The 18,005-nt window shown below is 62.0% G+C and carries 15 protein-coding genes; 10 read left to right on the top strand and 5 right to left on the bottom strand.

Annotated elements, in window-relative coordinates:
- The first annotated feature begins 8 nt into the window (after positions 1-8).
- Positions 9-977: an L-arabinose ABC transporter permease AraH gene (gene araH, locus CFE47_RS24135; protein WP_286840932.1), complete on the top strand. Its 969-nt coding sequence runs from the start codon at positions 9-11 to the stop codon at positions 975-977.
- Between the two features lie 112 nt (positions 978-1,089).
- Here the strand turns inward: araH and CFE47_RS24130 are convergent, their stop codons facing one another.
- Positions 1,090-2,238, bottom strand: coding sequence for an aldose epimerase family protein (locus CFE47_RS24130; protein WP_286840930.1), 1,149 nt, complete (start codon positions 2,236-2,238; stop codon positions 1,090-1,092).
- Between the two features lie 137 nt (positions 2,239-2,375).
- On the opposite strand from CFE47_RS24130, the gene CFE47_RS24125 reads away from it, so the two are divergent.
- The gene (locus CFE47_RS24125) at positions 2,376-3,143 is read left to right on the top strand and encodes an SDR family NAD(P)-dependent oxidoreductase (RefSeq protein WP_286840928.1); all 768 of its coding nucleotides are present in this window, start codon (positions 2,376-2,378) and stop codon (positions 3,141-3,143) included.
- Between the two features lie 598 nt (positions 3,144-3,741).
- On the opposite strand, the gene CFE47_RS24120 is transcribed toward CFE47_RS24125, so the two are convergent.
- The gene (locus tag CFE47_RS24120; RefSeq protein WP_286840926.1) at positions 3,742-4,338 is read right to left on the bottom strand and encodes a glutathione S-transferase family protein; all 597 of its coding nucleotides are present in this window, start codon (positions 4,336-4,338) and stop codon (positions 3,742-3,744) included.
- Positions 4,339-4,376: 38 nt separating this feature from the next.
- Positions 4,377-5,249 (bottom strand): LysR substrate-binding domain-containing protein, encoded by an 873-nt coding sequence (locus CFE47_RS24115; RefSeq protein ID WP_286840924.1) that lies wholly within the window; start codon positions 5,247-5,249, stop codon positions 4,377-4,379.
- Between the two features lie 134 nt (positions 5,250-5,383).
- On the opposite strand from CFE47_RS24115, the gene CFE47_RS24110 reads away from it, so the two are divergent.
- The 4 genes from CFE47_RS24110 (at position 5,384) to CFE47_RS24095 (ending at position 9,627) form a co-directional block, all read left to right on the top strand.
- Positions 5,384-6,433 carry an agmatine deiminase family protein gene (locus CFE47_RS24110; protein WP_286840922.1) on the top strand — a complete coding sequence of 350 codons (1,050 nt, stop codon included), beginning with the start codon at positions 5,384-5,386 and terminating at the stop codon, positions 6,431-6,433.
- Positions 6,430-7,311 (top strand): N-carbamoylputrescine amidase, encoded by an 882-nt coding sequence (gene aguB, locus CFE47_RS24105; protein ID WP_286840920.1) that lies wholly within the window; start codon positions 6,430-6,432, stop codon positions 7,309-7,311. The genes CFE47_RS24110 and aguB overlap by 4 nt, the downstream gene beginning before the upstream one ends.
- Entirely contained in the window at positions 7,308-8,384 is a 1,077-nt protein-coding gene (locus CFE47_RS24100; RefSeq protein ID WP_286840919.1) for an extracellular solute-binding protein, read from the top strand. The genes aguB and CFE47_RS24100 overlap by 4 nt, the downstream gene beginning before the upstream one ends.
- 142 nt (positions 8,385-8,526) lie before the next feature.
- Positions 8,527-9,627: an agmatine deiminase family protein gene (locus tag CFE47_RS24095; RefSeq protein WP_286840917.1), complete on the top strand. Its 1,101-nt coding sequence runs from the start codon at positions 8,527-8,529 to the stop codon at positions 9,625-9,627.
- Here CFE47_RS24095 and CFE47_RS24090 read toward each other — a convergent pair.
- The gene (locus tag CFE47_RS24090) at positions 9,624-10,094 is read right to left on the bottom strand and encodes a MarR family winged helix-turn-helix transcriptional regulator (protein WP_286840915.1); all 471 of its coding nucleotides are present in this window, start codon (positions 10,092-10,094) and stop codon (positions 9,624-9,626) included. The two genes, CFE47_RS24095 and CFE47_RS24090, sit on opposite strands and share 4 nt — an antisense overlap.
- Before the next feature lie 211 nt (positions 10,095-10,305).
- Between CFE47_RS24090 and CFE47_RS24085 the strand changes: the two genes are divergently transcribed.
- The 4 genes from CFE47_RS24085 to yghU are packed head-to-tail and all read left to right on the top strand — an operon-like array spanning position 10,306 to position 16,935.
- Entirely contained in the window at positions 10,306-13,485 is a 3,180-nt protein-coding gene (locus CFE47_RS24085; RefSeq protein WP_286840913.1) for an efflux RND transporter permease subunit, read from the top strand.
- 1 nt (position 13,486) lies between these two features.
- Positions 13,487-14,659: an efflux RND transporter periplasmic adaptor subunit gene (locus CFE47_RS24080; RefSeq protein ID WP_185710676.1), complete on the top strand. Its 1,173-nt coding sequence runs from the start codon at positions 13,487-13,489 to the stop codon at positions 14,657-14,659.
- Entirely contained in the window at positions 14,652-16,097 is a 1,446-nt protein-coding gene (locus CFE47_RS24075; RefSeq protein WP_286840911.1) for an efflux transporter outer membrane subunit, read from the top strand. Before CFE47_RS24080 ends, CFE47_RS24075 begins: the two co-directional genes overlap by 8 nt.
- 4 nt (positions 16,098-16,101) lie before the next feature.
- Positions 16,102-16,935, top strand: a complete 834-nt coding sequence (gene yghU, locus CFE47_RS24070; RefSeq protein ID WP_286840910.1) for a glutathione-dependent disulfide-bond oxidoreductase — start codon at positions 16,102-16,104, stop codon at positions 16,933-16,935.
- 124 nt (positions 16,936-17,059) lie between these two features.
- Here the strand turns inward: yghU and CFE47_RS24065 are convergent, their stop codons facing one another.
- Positions 17,060-17,986, bottom strand: a complete 927-nt coding sequence (locus tag CFE47_RS24065) for a sugar ABC transporter substrate-binding protein (protein WP_286840908.1) — start codon at positions 17,984-17,986, stop codon at positions 17,060-17,062.
- Between the last annotated feature and the right edge of the window lie 19 nt (positions 17,987-18,005).

Here is an 18,005-nt window from a genome sequence, read left to right as displayed (position 1 = left end):
AGACGACTATGACCCTTCAACACAACGCGCTACCGGCCGCACGCAAACCCCTGGATGTGCGCGCGCTGCTCGATAACTGGGCGATGCTGCTGGCTGCGGTGAGCATCTTTTTGCTGTGCGCCTTGCTGATCGACAATTTTCTCTCCCCGCTGAACATGCGTGGTTTAGGCCTGGCAATTTCCACCGTGGGTATCGCCGCCTGCACCATGCTGTTCTGCCTGGCGTCAGGGCATTTCGATTTGTCAGTGGGTTCGGTGATTGCCTGCGCCGGTGTGGTTGCAGCGATTGTGATGCGCGATACCGACAGTGTGATGCTCGGCATTGGCGCGGCGTTGCTGATGGGCCTGATCGTCGGGCTGATCAACGGCATCGTGATTGCCAAGCTGCGGGTGAACGCATTGATCACCACGTTGGCCACCATGCAGATCGTGCGCGGCCTGGCCTATATCTTTGCCAACGGCAAGGCGGTGGGCGTGTCCCAGGATCAATTTTTCATCTTCGGCAACGGCCAGTTGCTGGGGGTACCGGTGCCGATCCTGATCACGATTTTGTGCTTCCTGTTCTTCGGCTGGCTGCTCAACTACACCACCTACGGGCGCAACACCATGGCCATCGGCGGTAACCCGGAAGCGGCGTTGCTGGCGGGGGTGAACGTGGATCGCACCAAGATCCTGATCTTTGCCGTGCACGGGGTAATCGGTGCATTGGCTGGGGTGATCCTGGCCTCGCGCATGACCTCCGGCCAGCCGATGATTGGCCAAGGGTTTGAGCTGACGGTGATCTCGGCGTGTGTGTTGGGCGGCGTGTCGTTGAGTGGCGGGGTGGGCATGATTCGCCACGTGATTGCCGGGGTGTTGATTCTGGCGATCATCGAGAATGCGATGAACCTGAAGAACATCGACACCTTCTACCAGTACGTGATTCGCGGCTCGATCCTGCTGCTGGCCGTCGTCATCGATCGCATGAAGCAACGCTGAGTTTTCTGTATGAGGGGCTTGTGTGGGAGCTGGCTTGCCTGCGATGCAGGCACCTCGGTGCATCAGATGTACTGAGGTGATGCTATCGCAGGCAAGCCAGCTCCCACAGGTTTTAATCGGTGGTGAATTTGAAGACAGTGTGCTGGCTGTAAGTCTGCCCAGGGTTCAAACGGGTTGATGCAAAGCTCGGCTGGTTCGGCGCATCCGGAAAATGCTGGGTCTCCAGCGTGAACCCGCTCCAATGCTGATACGTCTTCCCAGCCTTGCCCTTCACCGTCCCATCCAGGAAGTTGCTGGTATAAAACTGCACCCCAGGCTCCGTGGTGAACAGCTGCAAACGCCGCCCCGATTCAGGGTCATGCACCTCGGCGGCGAGCTGCTTCACATCGCCTTTGGTGTCCAGCGCCCAGTTGAAGTCGAACCCACCTTGCTTGGGCTCGGCAAACTTGAGCTGGGGATGGTCATCCTTGATGTGCTGGCCGATCGGCGTGGGTTTGAGGAAGTCCATTGGCGTGCCTTTCACCGGCGCCAACTCGCCCGTGGGAATCAACGTGGCGTTCACCGGCGTGTAATGGCTGGCGTGCAAGGTAGCGACTTGCTTGAGGATGTCGCCATTGCCCGCGCCGGCCAGGTTGAAGTAGCTGTGGTTGGTGAGGTTGAGCACCGTGGGTTTGTCGGTGGTGGCTTTGTAGTCGATGTGCAGTTCGTTGTTGTCGTTGAGGCGGTAGGTGACCTCGGTCTTCAAGTTGCCGGGGAAGCCCATTTCACCGTCCTTGGACAGGTAGGTGAGGGTGACGCCCACCGAGTCCTTGGCCTTGACGGGGGTGGCGGTCCACACGTGCTTGTCGAAGCCCTGGGCGCCGCCGTGCAGGGAGTTCGGGCCGTCGTTGAGCGGCACCTGGTAGCGCTTGCCATCAAGCTCAAACGCACCGCCGGCCAGGCGGTTGCCGAAACGTCCGATGGTCGCACCGAAAAACGCCGTGCCGGCCTGGTAGCCCTGCACATCGTCGAAGCCCAGCACCACGTCTTCGACCTTGCCGTGTTTGTCCGGCACCTTGAGCGACTGCAACACGCCGCCGTAGGTGATCACGGTGGCTTGCATACCGTGGCTGTTGCGCAGGATGTACTGCTCGACGGCAGTGCCGTCATTGGTTTTACCGAAGGCTTTGTGCTCGCTGGTGAGCCCGGCCGCCTGGGCGCCGCCACTGGCAATGAGCATGGACAGGGCGAGGCCCGAGAGCAGGTATCGAGGGTGCTTCATGGTCGAACTTCCTTTTGTTGTTTTGAGTGGAATAGTTCTACTAATGTGCGATATTTTGTCGATTGGACAGCGAATTTATAGCCTTTAAAGGCGTTTTTGCAAAATAAAATAAGACTAATTAAGCGAGGCAACCTTTTATGACTACCCAGCACGCCGTTTACCCCGACCTTGAAGGCAAGACCGTACTGATCTCTGGAGGGGCCTCGGGCATTGGCGAGTTCATGGTGCGCGCCTTTGCTGCCCAAGGCGCCAAGGTGGGCTTCGTGGACCGCGCGCAAAGCCAGGGCGAGCGCCTGGCGGCGTTGCTGAGTTCCCGTGGGCACACAGTGGAATTCGTCAATGGCGACATCACGGATGAAATCGCCTACAAGGCGGCGATAGGGCGTTTCGAGCATTCCCTGGGGCCGATCACCGTGCTGGTGAACAACGCCGCCAATGACGTGCGGCATACGCTGGAAGAAGTCGATTCGCAAACCTTCGACAAGCTGATCTCGGTCAACCTCAAGCACGCCTTCTTCGCCGCCAAGGCCGTGGTACCGATGATGAAAAGCGCGGGCGGCGGGTCGATCATCAACCTGGGCTCGGTGGGTTGGATGATGGCCTCGGCCGGCTACCCGGTGTACGCCGCCAGCAAAGCCGCCGCCCACGGCATGACCCGCGCCCTGGCCCGGGAACTGGGGCCGAGCCGCATCCGTGTGAATACGCTGGTGCCGGGGTGGGTGATGACCGAAAAACAGCTGGCGATGTGGGTGGACGATGCCGCCAGGGAGCTGATCAGCCGTAGCCAGTGTTTACCGGGCAGTGTGTTGCCGGAACATATTGCCAATATGGCGTTGTTTCTGGCTTCGGGTGCGTCGTCGATGTGTTCAGCGCAGAACTTTATTGTGGATGGTGGGTGGGTCTGAGTCAGGCTCAATCCTTCAGGCAACATTGGCCAACATGTGGGAGCGGGCTTGCTCGCGAAGACGGCCTGTTAGGCGACTAAGTTTTATTGGATGTACGCGCTCTGAGGTGGGAGCTGGCTTGCCTGCGATGGCTATGTGTCAGGCGCCAGATAGTTGGGGGCATATCCGTTATTTCGGTAACGGCTTCTATTGGTTCCGCCCTTACGGCGGCTCACTTTTGAACAGCGCAAAAGTAAGCAAAACGCTCTTGCCCCACCACTCGGTGCCTCGCCTAGGCTCGGCATGCCCTCACTCCGGCTTGAATCCGTGGGCCGCCGCCACGCGCCATCCATGGCGCGGGGCGGCTAACCCGGCGTCCTGCCGGGTTACCCACGGATTCAAGCCTGCGTTCGGCCAGCGTGGTTTAACGGGGCGCCTAAGATCAAAAGCAGATCAAGAGCCAGAGCAGATCACCATCTACCTGATAAATGGAGATCAAAATGTGGGAGGGGCGGTGCGACGATTCGACTTGCTCCCGATTGCGGTGTATCAGCTACAAATTTGTTAGCTGACCCCCCCTAATCGGGAGCAAGCCCCTCCCACATTTGAACGGCGGTCTTCATTCGATCGGGTATTTCTTGAAGGCCGGGTGCTGTTCCAGTTGCTCAGTCAGGCGCTTGAGCTTGGGAAACCCATCCACCTTCACCACCGACGCCACGGTGTACTGGCTGAAGGACCAGGCCACGGCTGCGGTGAGGTTCGCCTGGTTCAGTGCGTCACTCTCGCCCAACTGCTTCTCAAGCAGTGAATAGGCTGCCAGCAATTGCCCGCTGATACGGTCGAGCCACGGCGCATGCAGTTTCTCGGCCGGGCGCAGGTTGTGTTCATACACGATCTGCACGCTCTTTTCGCACGCCGCCAGGGCCAGGCCCAGCACTTGCAGGTCATGGGCGCGGGCGGCGGGGGCCTGGGGCAACAGTTTTTTGTCGGTCGGGGCGAGGGTTTCCAGGTAGTCGAGGATCAGGCTGGAGTCCATCAGCACCGTGCCATCGTCCAGCACCAGCGTGGGCGCCTTGACCACCGGGTTGATCCTGGAAAACTCGGTGAAGGTGCTGAACACCGACAGCGATTGATGCTCAAATTCCACCCCGTACAGGTCCAGGGAAATGGCCACGCGGCGTACGTAAGGCGAGTCCAGCATGCCGATCAGTTTCATGAAGCCTCCAATGCTCACAACGAAATAGGCTCAAGAGATTAAGGGCACAGCAGGGGCTCGTTCAAGTGGGTCAGCAACCACGCCGTAAAACTGCGCGCCAACGGGTCATGCTCACTGTCGCGATGGGTTAGCAGCGCCCAACTCGGCCCGCGAATGGTCGCCTCGACCAGCGGCGTGAGCAGCCCGTCTTTTCGCGCCTGACGGCTCAGCAACTGGCTGACCAGTCCAATCCCCAGGCCCGCACACACCGCGTCGAGCAACAGCCCCGGATCGGAAAAATTCAGCCCCTGATCCTGCTGGCCCACGTCGATCCCGGCTTCCACCGCCCAATGGCTCCAGTCCATTTCACGCTCGCCGTGCAGGGTGGTGCGCTGAGCCTGGGGCACATTCAGCACGCGCGGATGGCACGCTGGGAACAGCCGGTCGGCGTGCAATACCGTGAAGCTGCATTCGGCCTGGGAACTGATGTCATCGCGTACCGCCAGGTCGATGGTCTGGCTGGCCATGTCAGGCACTTCGTCGGTGCTGAAAATCCACAGGTCGACCTCGGGATGGCGCTGGCGGAAATCAGCCAGGCGCGGCAGCAGCCAGTGGCGGGCGAAGGTCGGCGTGGTGTTGAGCACCAGTTGATTGGGTTTGCGGTACTGCCCCAGGCGCCGCACGCCCACCGCCAGTTGCTGCAACAGCGCCTGGGTGGTGCTGAGGAAGTCATGACCGGCGTCGGTGAGGCTCACGCTGCGGCCGCTGCGCAAAAACAGCGGTTGCTCCAGGTACGCCTCCAGGCTGCGGATCTGCTGGCTGATCGCCGATTGGGTCAGGTGCAGTTCTTCGGCGGCCTTGTGGAAACTGCCCAGCCGGGCAGCGGCTTCAAAGCCACGCAGGGTGCCGAGGGGCGGCCAGTGGTTGAGCATGCTGATAAGTTCCTCTAATCAGTTTTCTACAAAATCCATCGTTTGTTTGGTCTTTAGAGCCACCGTAGCATGCATGCCAAGACTCCGCGGTCAGTTTTACCTGAACACAATGACTTAACTCAAAGGTACTTGTCATGCAGCAGAATGCAATGCACAACAACGGTTGGTGGATGCCCGCGGAGTGGTCCCGGCATGCGGCAACCTGGATGGTCTGGCCGCATAACCAGGCGCTGTGGGAAACCACCTGGGGCGTGACCCTGGCCCAGGTGCAGCAGGACTTTGCTCGGGTCGCCAATGCAATTGCGCGGTTCGAACCGGTGAAGATGGTCGTTGACCCCTCGGCAGCGGCTGGCGCCAAAGCCTTGTGCGGGGCGGGTATCGAGCTGATCGAGCAGGCGGTTAACGACAGCTGGTGCCGGGATTCGGGCCCGAGTTTCATCTGTCACCCGCAGCAAGGCGTTGCTGGCGTGAGCTGGCGCTTCAATGCGTGGGGCGGCAAGTCGGCCCATGACCTGGATGAAAGCCTGGCGCGCCGGGTACTCAACGACCTGGGCCTGGAGTGTTTCGGCACACCGCTGGGCAATGAAGGCGGCGCCATCCATGTGGACGGCGAAGGCACGCTGATCACCACCGAGTCGGTATTGCTCAACCCCAACCGCAACCCCGGCATGACCAAAGCCGAGGTGGAGGCCATTTTTGCGCGCCTGCTGGGCATCAAGAAAACCATCTGGCTGCCCGGCGATCCGGATCATGTTACCGGTGACATGACTGACGGGCACGTCGACGGCGTTTGCGCCTTTGCCCGCCCCGGCGTACTGCTGGTGGACGCTACCCACGACAGAGGTTCGGTCTACGCCGAAGTGGTGCGCGAAAACCGCCGTGCCCTTGAGCTGGCCACCGACGCCCGAGGTCGCCGCTTTGAAATGCTCGAACTGTTCGAAGCCACTGACGCCGTCGACACCGAGGCCGAGGTGTTCTGCGCCTCCTACACCAACTTCTACATCGCCAACGGCGCAATCATCATGCCGGCCTACGGCATTGCCGCCGACCAGGTCGCGGCTGGGGTGTTGGCCCAGGCGTTCCCCGGTCGCGAAATCGTACCGGTGCACATCAACCATCTGGCCCATGGCGGCGGCGGGGTGCATTGCATCACCCAGCAGCAACCCGTGCAGGTGATGCCATGAGCCTGTTGACGATTGCCACCACGCAGATGCCGTGCACCTGGGACTTGCCGGGCAACCTTGATCGCGCTGAGCAGTTGGTGCGCGAGGCGGCGGCGAAGGGCGCCCAGGTGATCCTGCTGCAGGAGTTGTTCGCCACGCCGTATTTTTGTATCGAGCAGCACCACAAGCATTTGGCCCTGGCTGAAGAATACCAACGCAGCCCGGTGCTCAAGCGCTTTGCCGCCTTGGCCAAGGAACTGGGCGTCGTGCTGCCGCTGAGCTGGTTTGAAAAAGCCGGCAACGCGTTCTTCAACTCCCTGAGCGTCGCCGATGCCGACGGGCAACTGCTGGGGGTGTACCGCAAGACCCATATCCCCAACGCCATCGGTTATCAGGAGAAGGAGTATTTCAGCCCCGGCGACACCGGCTTCCGCGTGTGGGATACGGCATTCGGGCGCCTGGGTATCGGCATCTGCTGGGACCAGTGGTTTCCCGAAACCGCCCGCTGCCTGGCGTTGCAAGGCGCCGAGGTGCTGCTGTTTCCCACGGCTATTGGCTCTGAACCGGGCTGTGCCAGCCTTGATTCCCGCGACCACTGGCAGATGACCATGCGTGGACACGCCGCGGCCAACCTGCTGCCGGTGGTGGCGGCCAACCGTGTCGGACGAGAAGTGGCGACCACAGACGCAACCTTGCACATGCAGTTCTACGGTTCGTCGTTTATCTGCAACCACAAGGGCGCGCTGTTGGCCGAGGCTGACCGCGACAGCACCGGCGTGCTCGTGCACAGCCTGGACTTGGCCGCGATGCGCGAGGAACGCCTGACCTGGGGCATCTTCCGCGACCGCCGCCCGGAAATGTACGGCAGCCTGCTCACCCTGGACGGACTTCAATCATGAAGCTGCTCCTGACCTGCACCCTGATGCTCACCGCCACCTGCGTCGCGGCCGAAGACAAAACCCTCAAGCTCTACAATTGGGCCGACTACTTCGCCGCCGATACCCTGGCCAAATTCACCGCCGAGACCGGTATCAAGGTGATCTACGATGTGATGGACGGCAGCGAAACCCTGGAAGCCAAGTTGATGGCCGGCGGCAGTGGCTACGACCTGATCTTCCCCGGCGACACCGTAGCCGAGCGCCTGATGCGCGCGGGCAGCCTGCAGGCGCTGGACCCTGGCAAGCTCACCGCGCTCGACGATATCGAGCCGGGGTTGCAGAAACTGCGCAGCCACTACGTCAACTCGAACAAGGCCACGGTGCCCTACACCTGGGGCACCATCGGCCTGACCTACAACACCCGGCAGATCGGACAACGCCTGCCGAATGCACCGGTCAACAGCCTGGACCTGTTGTTCAAGCCGGAACTGGCTGCCAAGTTTGCCGACTGCGGTATCTCGCTGATCGACTCGCCGGATGAAGTGTTGGCCGTGGTGCTCAACTATTTGGGCCGCGACCCGCGCAGTGCCAAGCGCGAAGACCTGGCGGCGGCCAGCGAGTTGCTGCTCAAGCTGCGCCCGTACATCCGCAAGTTCCAGTCGCAACCGGTGACCGACCTGGTCAACGGCAACCTGTGCCTGTCTCTGGGCTACAGCGGCGACATGACCCAGGCCCAACGCGCCGCCGATGCCGCCGGCAAACCGGTGACCTTCGGCTATCACATCCCCCGCGAAGGCACCACGGTGTGGATGGACACCATGGCCATACCGGTCGACGCCCAGCACCCGGAATACGCCTACGCGTTTATCAACTTTGTGATGCGCCCGCAGAACATGGCCGCCATCACCAACTTCACCGGTTACCCCACCGCCAACGCCAAGGCCCGGCCCGATGTGGAGGCCAGCATGCGTGACAACCCGCAGATCTATCCCGATGCCGCAACCTTTGACCGGTTGATTGCCGGCAAGGACATCCCTCAGGCCGATATGCGTGCACGGATGCGCGTGTGGACTAAATTCAAAACCCAACAATGATTGATATGTAGTGAGCGAGCTTGCTCGCGCTGGAGTGCGTAGCGCTCCCGCTCTTTTTGGGGCCGCTACGCAGCCCAAAGCGAGCAAGCTCGCTCACTACGGGGATCTTTTTTTGATTCGATACTGTATTTCAGGAACCACCATGCCAACCCGCCGCACCTTCCTCAAACAAGCCGCTGTGGTCAGCGCCATGACCGTGCTCACCACCCACGCCCGCGCAGCCGTCAACGGTCGCTTCTACATGCCCGACGAAGGCGAAAAACACCACCAGGCCTTCATCGCCTTCGGTGCCCAGGAGGCGATCTGGGAGGATTTCACCGCCGACGTACAGGCCGCGCTGGGTCGCATCGCCCGGGCAATCGCAGCCTATGAGCCGGTCACGGTGTTTTGCCGCGAAGATGAGCGCGCACTAGCGCAGCAGCACTGCGGCACGCGCAATATCACCTTCGTGCACACCGAGTTGGACGACATCTGGATGCGCGACACAGGCGCCAATTTCGTCATCGACGGCACCGGTGGCCAGGGCGCGGTGGATTTCAATTTCAACGGCTGGGGCAACAAGCAGCAGCATGAAGACGACGCGCAATTGGCCGCCCTGGTGGCCGAACAAACCGGCGCGCGCCACATTCGTAGCGAGCTGGTGGGCGAGGGTGGGGCGATTGAGGTGGATGGCCTGGGCACTGGCATCATGACCGAAAGCAGTTGGATCAATCGCAACCGCAACCCCGATTGGAGCAAGGCGGATGTCGAGGCTGAACTCAAGGAGCGCTTGGGCCTGCGCAAGATCATCTGGCTGCCAGGCATCAAGGGCAAGGACATCACGGATGCCCATGTGGATTTCTACGCGCGCTTTGTCTCACCCGGCGTGGTGCTCGCCAACCTCGACACCGACCCCGAGTCTTATGACCACAAGGTCACCCTGGCGCACCTGGACATCCTCAAGAGCGCCACCGACGCCGATGGCCGCGCCTTGCAGGTCTACACCGTGTCGCCTCCGCTTAACCCGCGCAAAAGCAAGTTCAGCAAAGGCAATGCCGACTTTGCTGCTGGATATATCAATTACTTCGTGATCAACGGCGCGGTGATTGCGCCTGAGTTCGGCGACCCGGTGGCAGACCGCACGGCGTTGGACCTGCTGTCGCGGCTTTACCCGAATCGCAAGGTGGTGCAACTCAACATTGATGCGATCGCAGCGGGCGGTGGCGGCATTCACTGCGTGACCAACCACCAGCCGCTGGTTTAGTCATCCTTGGCCAGCAGCGCCAGGGCAAACTTATCGGAAGCGATAAAGTCCAGGGTCTGACGCAGTTTCGCGGCGGCCTCTCGGCCAAACGCCTGGTCAAAGCGCTCGGCCATTTTCAGTGAAATACGCCGGGCCGCCGCATGCGTGAGCGTGCCTTGCTCCGTCAGCAACACGCGGCGGGTGCGGCGGTCGAGGTCGTCCACGCGCAGTTCCACCAACCCATCGCGCACCAAGGGCTTGAGGGTATGGCCAAGCGCAGACAGGTCCATGACCAGGGTTTGCGCCAGTTCGCCCATCTTCGGTGTACCGGCCTTGGCGATATGGTTGAGCACCGCATATTGGGTCGCTTTCAAGCCGCAGGGTGCGTAGGCCTCGTCGTAGATCTGGGCCAGGCGGCGGGAGGTGCGGCGCACCGCACCGTTCACGCAGGCGCTGGGGTTCTCGGAGCAGGGGTTGGCGGCTTTCAAGGGCGAATACTCTCTGATACAAAAAACGACGCGGGCAATTATGCCCACCGGACCCATCAGGACAAGGCCTTTCAGACCGAAGATAGCCGGCTAGATGAAGACTGAGACAGCTTGAAACAATTTAGTTGCGTACGCCACTAAGTTCGATATCGTGGCGTATGCCTCTTTTTGCGGGGGCTTGGCTGTTCCACTCCTGTCTGGATTCAACCCTATGCTGAGCCTCGTGCGCATCGCGTTGCGGCGCCCTTATACCTTCCTGGTATTGGCCATTTTCATTCTGATTATCGGCCCGCTTGCGGCCTGGCGAACCCCCACTGACATCTTCCCGGAAATCCGCATTCCGGTGATCGCCGTGATCTGGCAATACACCGGCTTGCCGCCGGACCAGATGGCCGGGCGCATTACCTCGCCGTTCGAGCGGGTGCTGACCACCACCGTGAATGACATCCGCCATATCGAAGCGCAGTCGATGAATGGCTTTGGCATCGTCAAGGTGTTCTTCCAGCCCGGCGTCAATATCAGTACGGCCAACGCCCAGGTGACGTCGGTGTCCCAGGCGATCCTGCGCCAGTTACCGCCCGGCACCGTGCCGCCGCTGGTGCTCAACTACAGCGCCTCGACCGTGCCCATCGTGCAGCTGGCATTGTCGGGCCCCGGCTTGAGCGAGCAGCGCCTGGGGGATATCGGCCTGAACCAGGTACGCCTGATGCTCACCACCGTGGCCGGCGCGGCGTTGCCTTACCCGTTTGGCGGCAAGAGCCGTCAGGTGCAGATCGACCTCGATTCAGCGCGCATGCAAGCCCGTGGCCTGTCGGCGCAAGACGTCGCCAACGCGTTGGCGACCCAGAACCTGATCACCCCGGTGGGCACGCAAAAGATCGGCAGCTACGAATTCAACCTGCAACTGAACAACGCGCCGTCGGACTTCCATGACCTGGAAAACCTGCCGATCAAGACCGCCGACGGCACTACCGTGTTGATCCGCGACGTGGCCACGGTGCGCGACGGCAACCCGCCGCAAACCAATATCGTGCACGTGAACGGCAACCGTTCGGTATTGCTGCCAGTGCTCAAGACCGGTTCGGCTTCTACCCTTGGCGTGATCGCCGGGATCAAGGAGAAACTCGCGGATAACAAGGCCGCCTTGCCGCCCAACCTGAATATCGACCTGATCGGCGACCAGTCGCTGTTCGTGCGCTCGGCCATCAGTGGCGTGGCCCGTGAAGGCCTGATTGCGGCGGCGCTGACCAGCCTGATGATTCTGCTGTTCCTCGGCAGTTGGCGTTCGACGGTGATCATCGCCACCTCGATTCCGCTGGCGATTCTCGCCTCGATTGCCACGCTGTCGGCCCTTGGTGAAACCCTCAACATCATGACCCTCGGCGGCCTGGCGCTGGCAGTGGGGATCCTGGTGGATGACGCCACGGTGACCATCGAGAACATCAACTGGCACCTGGAGCAGGGCAAGCCGGTGGAGACCGCGATCCTCGACGGCGCCGCGCAGATCGTCACCCCGGCGTTCGTCTCGCTGCTGTGTATCTGCATCGTGTTCGTGCCGATGTTCTTCCTCGACGGCGTGGCGCGCTTTCTGTTCGTGCCAATGGCCGAAGCGGTGATCTTCGCGATGATCGCCTCGTTCATCCTGTCGCGAACCCTGGTGCCGACCCTCGCCAACTACCTGCTCAAACCGCATGTGCACGGCGAGGATGGGCATGCGCCGTCGCGCAACCCGCTGGTGAATTTCCAGCGTGGTTTTGAGCGGCGTTTCGAGGGCTTTCGCGAGCGTTATCACCGTGTCCTGGACAGCGCCTTGCACCATCGGCGCACCGTGGTGATCAGCCTGCTGGCGTTTGTCGCGGTGTCGTTTGCGCTGGTGCCGTTCCTGGGCAGCAACTTCTTTCCCGAAGTCGATTCCGGCTTGATCCTGCTGCATGTGCGCGCTCCGGTGGGCACGCGGGTGGAAAGCAATGCGCGGCTGATCGCCGATATCGAAAATTCGATTCGCCGCAAAGTGCCGGCCCAGGAACTCAAGGCGCTGGTGGACAACATTGGCCTGTCCATCAGTGGCATCAACGTGGTGTACAACAACACCGGCACCGTGGGCTCGCAGGACAGCGATATCCAGATCAGCCTCAACGAAGGCCACCGCCCGACAGCCGAATACATGCGCGAACTGCGTGAAAGCCTGCCACGGGAATTCCCGAGTGCGGTGTTCTCGTTCCCGGCTTCGGACATCGTGGGGCAGATCCTCAACTTCGGTTCGTCAGCCCCGATTGACCTGCAGATTACCGGCAACAACCTGGCGGGCAACTTCACCTATGCCAGCGCATTGCTGCGTGATATCCGCCGGGTGCCGGGTGTGGTGGATGCGCGTATCCAGCAGTCGCGGCAATTGCCGACGTTCAATATCGACGTGGACCGCACCCGCGCGCAGTTGGTCGGGCTCACCGAGCGTGACGTGACCAACAGCCTGGTGGTCAACCTCGCCGGTTCCAGCCAGGTGGCGCCGACGTTCTGGCTGAATCCGGCGAATGGCATCTCCTACCCGATTGTCATGCAGACCCCGCAATACAGCCTCGAAAGCCTCGCGGCCCTGCATAACCTGCCGTTGAGCGGCAGCAGCGGGGCGGCCACCGACCAGACCCTGGGCGGCCTGGCCAACATCCAGCGCAGCCACAGCAATTCAGTGATCACCCAGTCGGATATCCAGCCGGTGGTGGAAGTACTCACCGCGATCCAGGACCGCGACCTCGGTGGCGTCGCCGCCGATATCCAGAAGATCATCGCCGCCCACGCCGGTGAAGTGCCCACCGGCTCCAAGGTGATCCTGCAGGGCCAGGTGCAAACCATGAATGCGGCGTTCAGCGGCTTGCTGTTCGGTCTGCTCGGCGCGGTGGTGCTGATCTACCTGCTGATCGTGGTCAACTTCCAGTCCTGGGCCGACCCGTTCGTGATCATCACCGCGCTGCCTGCCGCACTGGCGGGCATTGTGTGGATGCTGTTCGTCACTCATACACCGCTGTCGGTGCCGGCACTGACCGGGGCGATCATGTGCATGGGCGTGGCCACTGCCAACGCCATCCTTGTCGTGAGTTTTTGCCGTGAACGCCTGGCGGTGCATGGCGACGCGGTACAGGCGGCGCTGGAGGCCGGCTTTACCCGGTTGCGCCCGGTGTTGATGACGGCCATTTCGATGATCATCGGCATGGCGCCCATGGCCCTGGGCATGGGAGAGGGCGGCGAGCAGAACGCGCCGCTCGGCCGTGCGGTGATCGGCGGCCTGGCGTTTGCCACCATCGCCACGTTGATTCTGGTTCCGCTGATTTTCAGTCTGGTCCACGGGCGTCGCCAGCACGCCACGTTGGCGACCACCGTTACCCAAGGGGTTTGACATGTCCGCTTCTATTTCCAAACCAAAAGCGTCGCACGGCCTGCTGTGGCTGATCGGGGGCGGGGTGATCGTGGTGGCCGTTGTTGGCGTTGGCCTCGGCGTGCGCGCCAGCGAATCGCGTGACCTCAAGACCTGGACCGACGCCCAGGCGCTGCCCAGCGTCAACCTGATCAAACCGGTGGTGCAAGCCCAGGGCCCGGTGCTCAACCTGCCGGGGCGCATGGAAGCCTATTCCCGGGCGTCGATCTTTGCCCGGGTCAACGGCTACCTCAAGTCCTGGAACGTCGACATCGGCACCCGCGTCAAAGCCGGGCAAGTGCTGGCCGAAATCGACACCCCCGAACTTGACCAGCAACTGCTGCAAGCGCGTGCCACCCTGGCCTCGGCCCAGGCTGACGCGCACCTGGCCGACACCACCGCCAAGCGCTGGCAGGCGATGTTGGCGACTGACTCGGTGTCGCGCCAGGACGTGGACGAGCGCACCGGCGACCTCACCGCCAAGCAGGCCAAGGTGGCGGCGGCCAAAGCCAATGTCGATCAACTGGTGGCGACCAAGGGCTTCCAGCACCTGGTGGCGCCATTCGCTGGCGTGGTCACTGCGCGCAGCACCGATGTGGGCGCGCTGATCAGTGCCGGGGGCACCGCCGGTAAAGAGTTGTTTGCCGTGGCTGACGTCAGCCGCCTGCGCGTGTATGTGCAAGTGCCGCAGACCTTTTCGCCGCAGATCCGTGAAGGCACCACGGCGCGCCTGAGTGTGCCGGAGTATCGCGGCGAAACCTTCACCGGCAAGGTGATCGCTACCGCCGATGCAGTCAACGCGGCTTCCGGTAGCACCCTGGTGCAATTGCTGGTGGACAACCCCGGCGGACGCCTGCTGCCGGGCGGCTACACCAGCGTGCAGTTCGACCTGCCGGTGCAGGCCGATGTCTTGCGGGTGCCGTCCAGCGCCCTGGTGTTCGATGACCACGGCATGCGCGTCGCTACTTTGGACAGCAACGACCATGTGCACTTCAAGACCGTCAGCATCGCCCGTGACTTTGGCGACAGCGTGGAAATCGCCAGCGGCCTGCAAGCCAACGACCGTGTGATCGACACCCCACCGGATGGCCTGGCGGATGACGACCCGGTGCAATTGGCTGGCGCTGCGGTCGCCGAGGCCAAACCCCATGGCTAAGCGCAGCGTGCTAGGCCTGCTTGCCACCTTGAGCCTGGGCGCCTGCTCGATGGCGCCACCGCTTGATGTTCCGCAAACGCCTGTGGCCGCGCAGTTTCACACTCAAGGCCCGTGGACCGTCGGCGCCCCCGATGACCAGGCCAACCGCGACGGCTGGTGGCGCATCTACCACGACCCGCAACTGGATGCGATGCAGCAGCAGTTGCTGAAAAACAACCCGGACCTGAGTGCGGCGCTCGCCCACTACCAGCAGTCCCAAGGTTATGTGGCCCAGGCGCGTTCGGGGCTGTTCCCGACGTTGTCGGCCATTGGCAGTGGCCAGCGTATCCGCCAATCGGACACCAAGCCTTTGCGCTCGGCGACTTCGCCGGACGTGTACAACTCTGCGACCCTGGGCGTGGAGGTGGACTATGAAGTCGACCTGTGGGGCCGCGTACGTGACACCGTCGCTGCCGGCACCAGCGACTCTGAGGCGGCCAAGGCTGATCTGGCATCGGTGCGCCTGAGTTTGCAGGCGCAGTTGGCCGACAGCTATATCCGCCTGCGTGGCATCGACTGGCAGAACCAGTTGCTGGAACAGACCCGCGACGCCTACGCCAAGGCCCTGGGCCTGACCGAAGGCCTGCACGGCGGCGGGATCGTCTCGGGCCTTGATGTGGCGCGGGCGCGCACGCAGCTGTCGACGGTCAAGTCGCAGTTGAGCCAGAGCCTGGTGCAACGGGCGATCCTGGAACATGCAATCGCAGCAATGTTGGGTGAGTCGGCCTCCACCTACAGCGTGGCCATCAATGTCGCGCCGATTGCCTTGCCCAACGTGCCCACCGGCGTACCCTCCAGCCTGCTGCAACGTCGGCCAGACATCGCCGCCGCAGAACGCCGCATCGCAGCGGCGAATGCGCGGATCGGCGTGGCGAAAGCCGCGTGGTTCCCGCAGATCACCCTGAGTGCGCAAGGCGGCTATCAGAGCGCTGAGTTCGCGCGCCTGTTAAGTGCGCCCAACCTGTTCTGGGCCATCGGCCCGTCGCTGGTGGGCACGCTGCTCGATGGCGGCGCACGCCAGGCACAGGTGGACATCGCCAAGGCCAATACCGATGAGGCTGCGGCCAAATACCGGGGCGTGGTGTTGGGCGCATTTGAGCAAGTCGAAGACAACCTTTCGCAGATCGCCGGCCTGGGCAGCGCCCTGGATGATCAACGTGACGCCGCCGCTGCCGCGCAATACGCCGAGGACCTTTCTACATCGCGCTATCGCCAAGGCGCCGTGGCCTACCTGGACGTGGTGACCGCCCAGGTGGCGGCGCTGGAAGCCAAGCGCAGCGTATTGCAACTGCAAACCCAGCAATTGAGCGCTAATGTGGGCCTGATCAAGGCCCTGGGCGGCGGATGGAACATCGCGCAACTGGCTGCATCGAACCGTACTGAAACCAAGGAGCAGTAAGACCATGACCGACTATGTACCCCCGAAAGTCTGGACCTGGGACACCGAAAACGGCGGCACCTTCGCCAGCATCAACCGGCCCATCGCCGGCGCGACCCACGAAAAAGAGCTGCCCGTGGGCAAGCACCCGTTGCAGCTGTATTCCCTGGCCACGCCCAACGGGCAGAAAGTCACGATCCTGTTGGAAGAACTGCTGGCCCTGGGGCACAGCGGTGCGGAATACGACGCCTGGCTGATCAAGATCGGCGACGGCGACCAGTTCGGCAGTGGCTTTGTCGGCGTGAACCCGAACTCCAAGATCCCGGCACTGCTGGACCGCAGCGGCGCCACACCCATCCGCGTGTTTGAGTCGGGCGCGATCCTGCAGTACCTGGCGGAAAAATTCGGCGCATTCTTTCCTACTGAACCGGCGGCCCGTGCGGAATGTTTGTCGTGGCTGTTCTGGCAGATGGGCAGCGCGCCTTACCTGGGCGGTGGTTTCGGGCATTTCTATGCGTATGCGCCGAGCAAGATGGCATACGCGATCAACCGCTTTGCCATGGAAACCAAGCGTCAGCTCGACGTGCTGGACCAGCGTTTGGCCGTAAGCGAATACATCGCGGGGGATGAGTACACCATCGCCGATATCGCCATCTGGCCTTGGTACGGTGGCCTGGTCAAAGGCCGCTTGTATGGCGCGGCGGAGTTTTTGTCGGTGCATGAATACAAGCATGTGCTGCGTTGGGCGGACGCGATTGAAGCGCGCCCGGCCGTGCAGCGCGGGCGCAGGGTGAACCGTGTTTCCGGTGAGCCTCACGAGCAACTAGCCGAACGCCACGACGCCAGCGACCTGGACTGACACGGTAAAAAAATGTGGGAGCGGGCTTGCTCGCGAAGACAGTGTGTCAGTCACTGAAAATATTGACTGATCCACCGCTTTCGCGAGCAAGCCCGCTCCCACATTTAGATCCGTGCTCTCAAGCCTACTTATAGCGCTGCTCGAACATTGCCACCTGCTCTGGCTTGATCAGTTCAAACGGTACCCACACCTCGGCCTCGATCGGTTCACCCTTGATCATCTTGATCGCCGACTCCACCGCCTTGGCCGCTTGAGCCTTGGGGTCCTGGAACACCGACGCCGCCAACAGCCCGCGCTTTACCGCCGCCAACCCGTCCGGCAAGCCATCGATGCCGACAATCGCCACTTCGCCCTTAGCCTTGCCCGCCTGTTGCAGCGCCATCCCTGCGCCAATCGCCATTTCATCGTTGTTGGCGACAATCGCATCAAACTGCGTGCCGGCCAGCAGCCAGTTGCTGGTCAGGTCCATGCCTTTGTTGCGCTGCCATTCGGCGCTTTGCTGCTCGACGACCTTGATGCCGGGAAAGTCTTTGAGCACCTGCTTGGCGCCCTCGGTGCGGTCGTGGGTGGCGTTCTGCGCAAGGTCGCCCATGATGATTGCCACAGTGCCTTTGCCGCCGAGCTTTTCGGCGAGGAAGCGCATCTGCAGTTGCCCGGCCTCGATGTCGTTGGAGGCTACGGTGACCACGCCCTTGGGCAGGGTGCGTTCGTCCGGGTGGCGGTTGACGTACACCAGCGGCGTCTTGGCCGCCACGGCGGCGCGGGTGATGTTGGCAGTGGCGGAGGTGTCCACCGGCAGCACAATCACCGCATCCACTTTTTGATTCAGAAAGCCTTCGACCTGGTTGAGTTGGCGCACCACATCACCTTGCGCGTCTTCGAACTGGATCTGCACGCCTTGTTGCTTGGCGGCGGTGTCCAGGCCGTTGCGCACGTAGGTCATGAAGTTATCGTCAACCCGGGCAATGCTCACGCCAATGCGGTAATCGGCGAACGACCATGGGCTGAACAGCAGCAACAGCGAGGCAATAATCAATGCATAGCGGTTCATAAGGGGGTTCCTTTTATTG

The organism is Pseudomonas sp. PGPPP1, assembly GCF_002255865.1.
In the GTDB taxonomy this organism is placed as follows: Bacteria; Pseudomonadota; Gammaproteobacteria; order Pseudomonadales; family Pseudomonadaceae; genus Aquipseudomonas; species Aquipseudomonas cremoris.
Note: the sequence above shows the minus strand (reverse complement) of the source record. Positions and strands in the feature narration are given on the sequence as shown.

Bases quoted from the DNA above. Each gene is read 5' to 3' on its own strand.
- araH (WP_286840932.1), top strand. From the start codon at position 9: ATGACCCTTCAACACAACGCGCTACCGGCCGCACGCAAACCCCTGGAT.
- CFE47_RS24130 (WP_286840930.1), bottom strand. From the start codon at position 2,238: ATGAAGCACCCTCGATACCTGCTCTCGGGCCTCGCCCTGTCCATGCTC.
- CFE47_RS24125 (WP_286840928.1), top strand. From the start codon at position 2,376: ATGACTACCCAGCACGCCGTTTACCCCGACCTTGAAGGCAAGACCGTA.
- CFE47_RS24120 (WP_286840926.1), bottom strand. From the start codon at position 4,338: ATGAAACTGATCGGCATGCTGGACTCGCCTTACGTACGCCGCGTGGCC.
- CFE47_RS24115 (WP_286840924.1), bottom strand. From the start codon at position 5,249: ATGCTCAACCACTGGCCGCCCCTCGGCACCCTGCGTGGCTTTGAAGCC.
- CFE47_RS24110 (WP_286840922.1), top strand. From the start codon at position 5,384: ATGCAGCAGAATGCAATGCACAACAACGGTTGGTGGATGCCCGCGGAG.
- aguB (WP_286840920.1), top strand. From the start codon at position 6,430: ATGAGCCTGTTGACGATTGCCACCACGCAGATGCCGTGCACCTGGGAC.
- CFE47_RS24100 (WP_286840919.1), top strand. From the start codon at position 7,308: ATGAAGCTGCTCCTGACCTGCACCCTGATGCTCACCGCCACCTGCGTC.
- CFE47_RS24095 (WP_286840917.1), top strand. From the start codon at position 8,527: ATGCCAACCCGCCGCACCTTCCTCAAACAAGCCGCTGTGGTCAGCGCC.
- CFE47_RS24085 (WP_286840913.1), top strand. From the start codon at position 10,306: ATGCTGAGCCTCGTGCGCATCGCGTTGCGGCGCCCTTATACCTTCCTG.
- CFE47_RS24080 (WP_185710676.1), top strand. From the start codon at position 13,487: ATGTCCGCTTCTATTTCCAAACCAAAAGCGTCGCACGGCCTGCTGTGG.
- CFE47_RS24075 (WP_286840911.1), top strand. From the start codon at position 14,652: ATGGCTAAGCGCAGCGTGCTAGGCCTGCTTGCCACCTTGAGCCTGGGC.
- yghU (WP_286840910.1), top strand. From the start codon at position 16,102: ATGACCGACTATGTACCCCCGAAAGTCTGGACCTGGGACACCGAAAAC.
- CFE47_RS24065 (WP_286840908.1), bottom strand. From the start codon at position 17,986: ATGAACCGCTATGCATTGATTATTGCCTCGCTGTTGCTGCTGTTCAGC.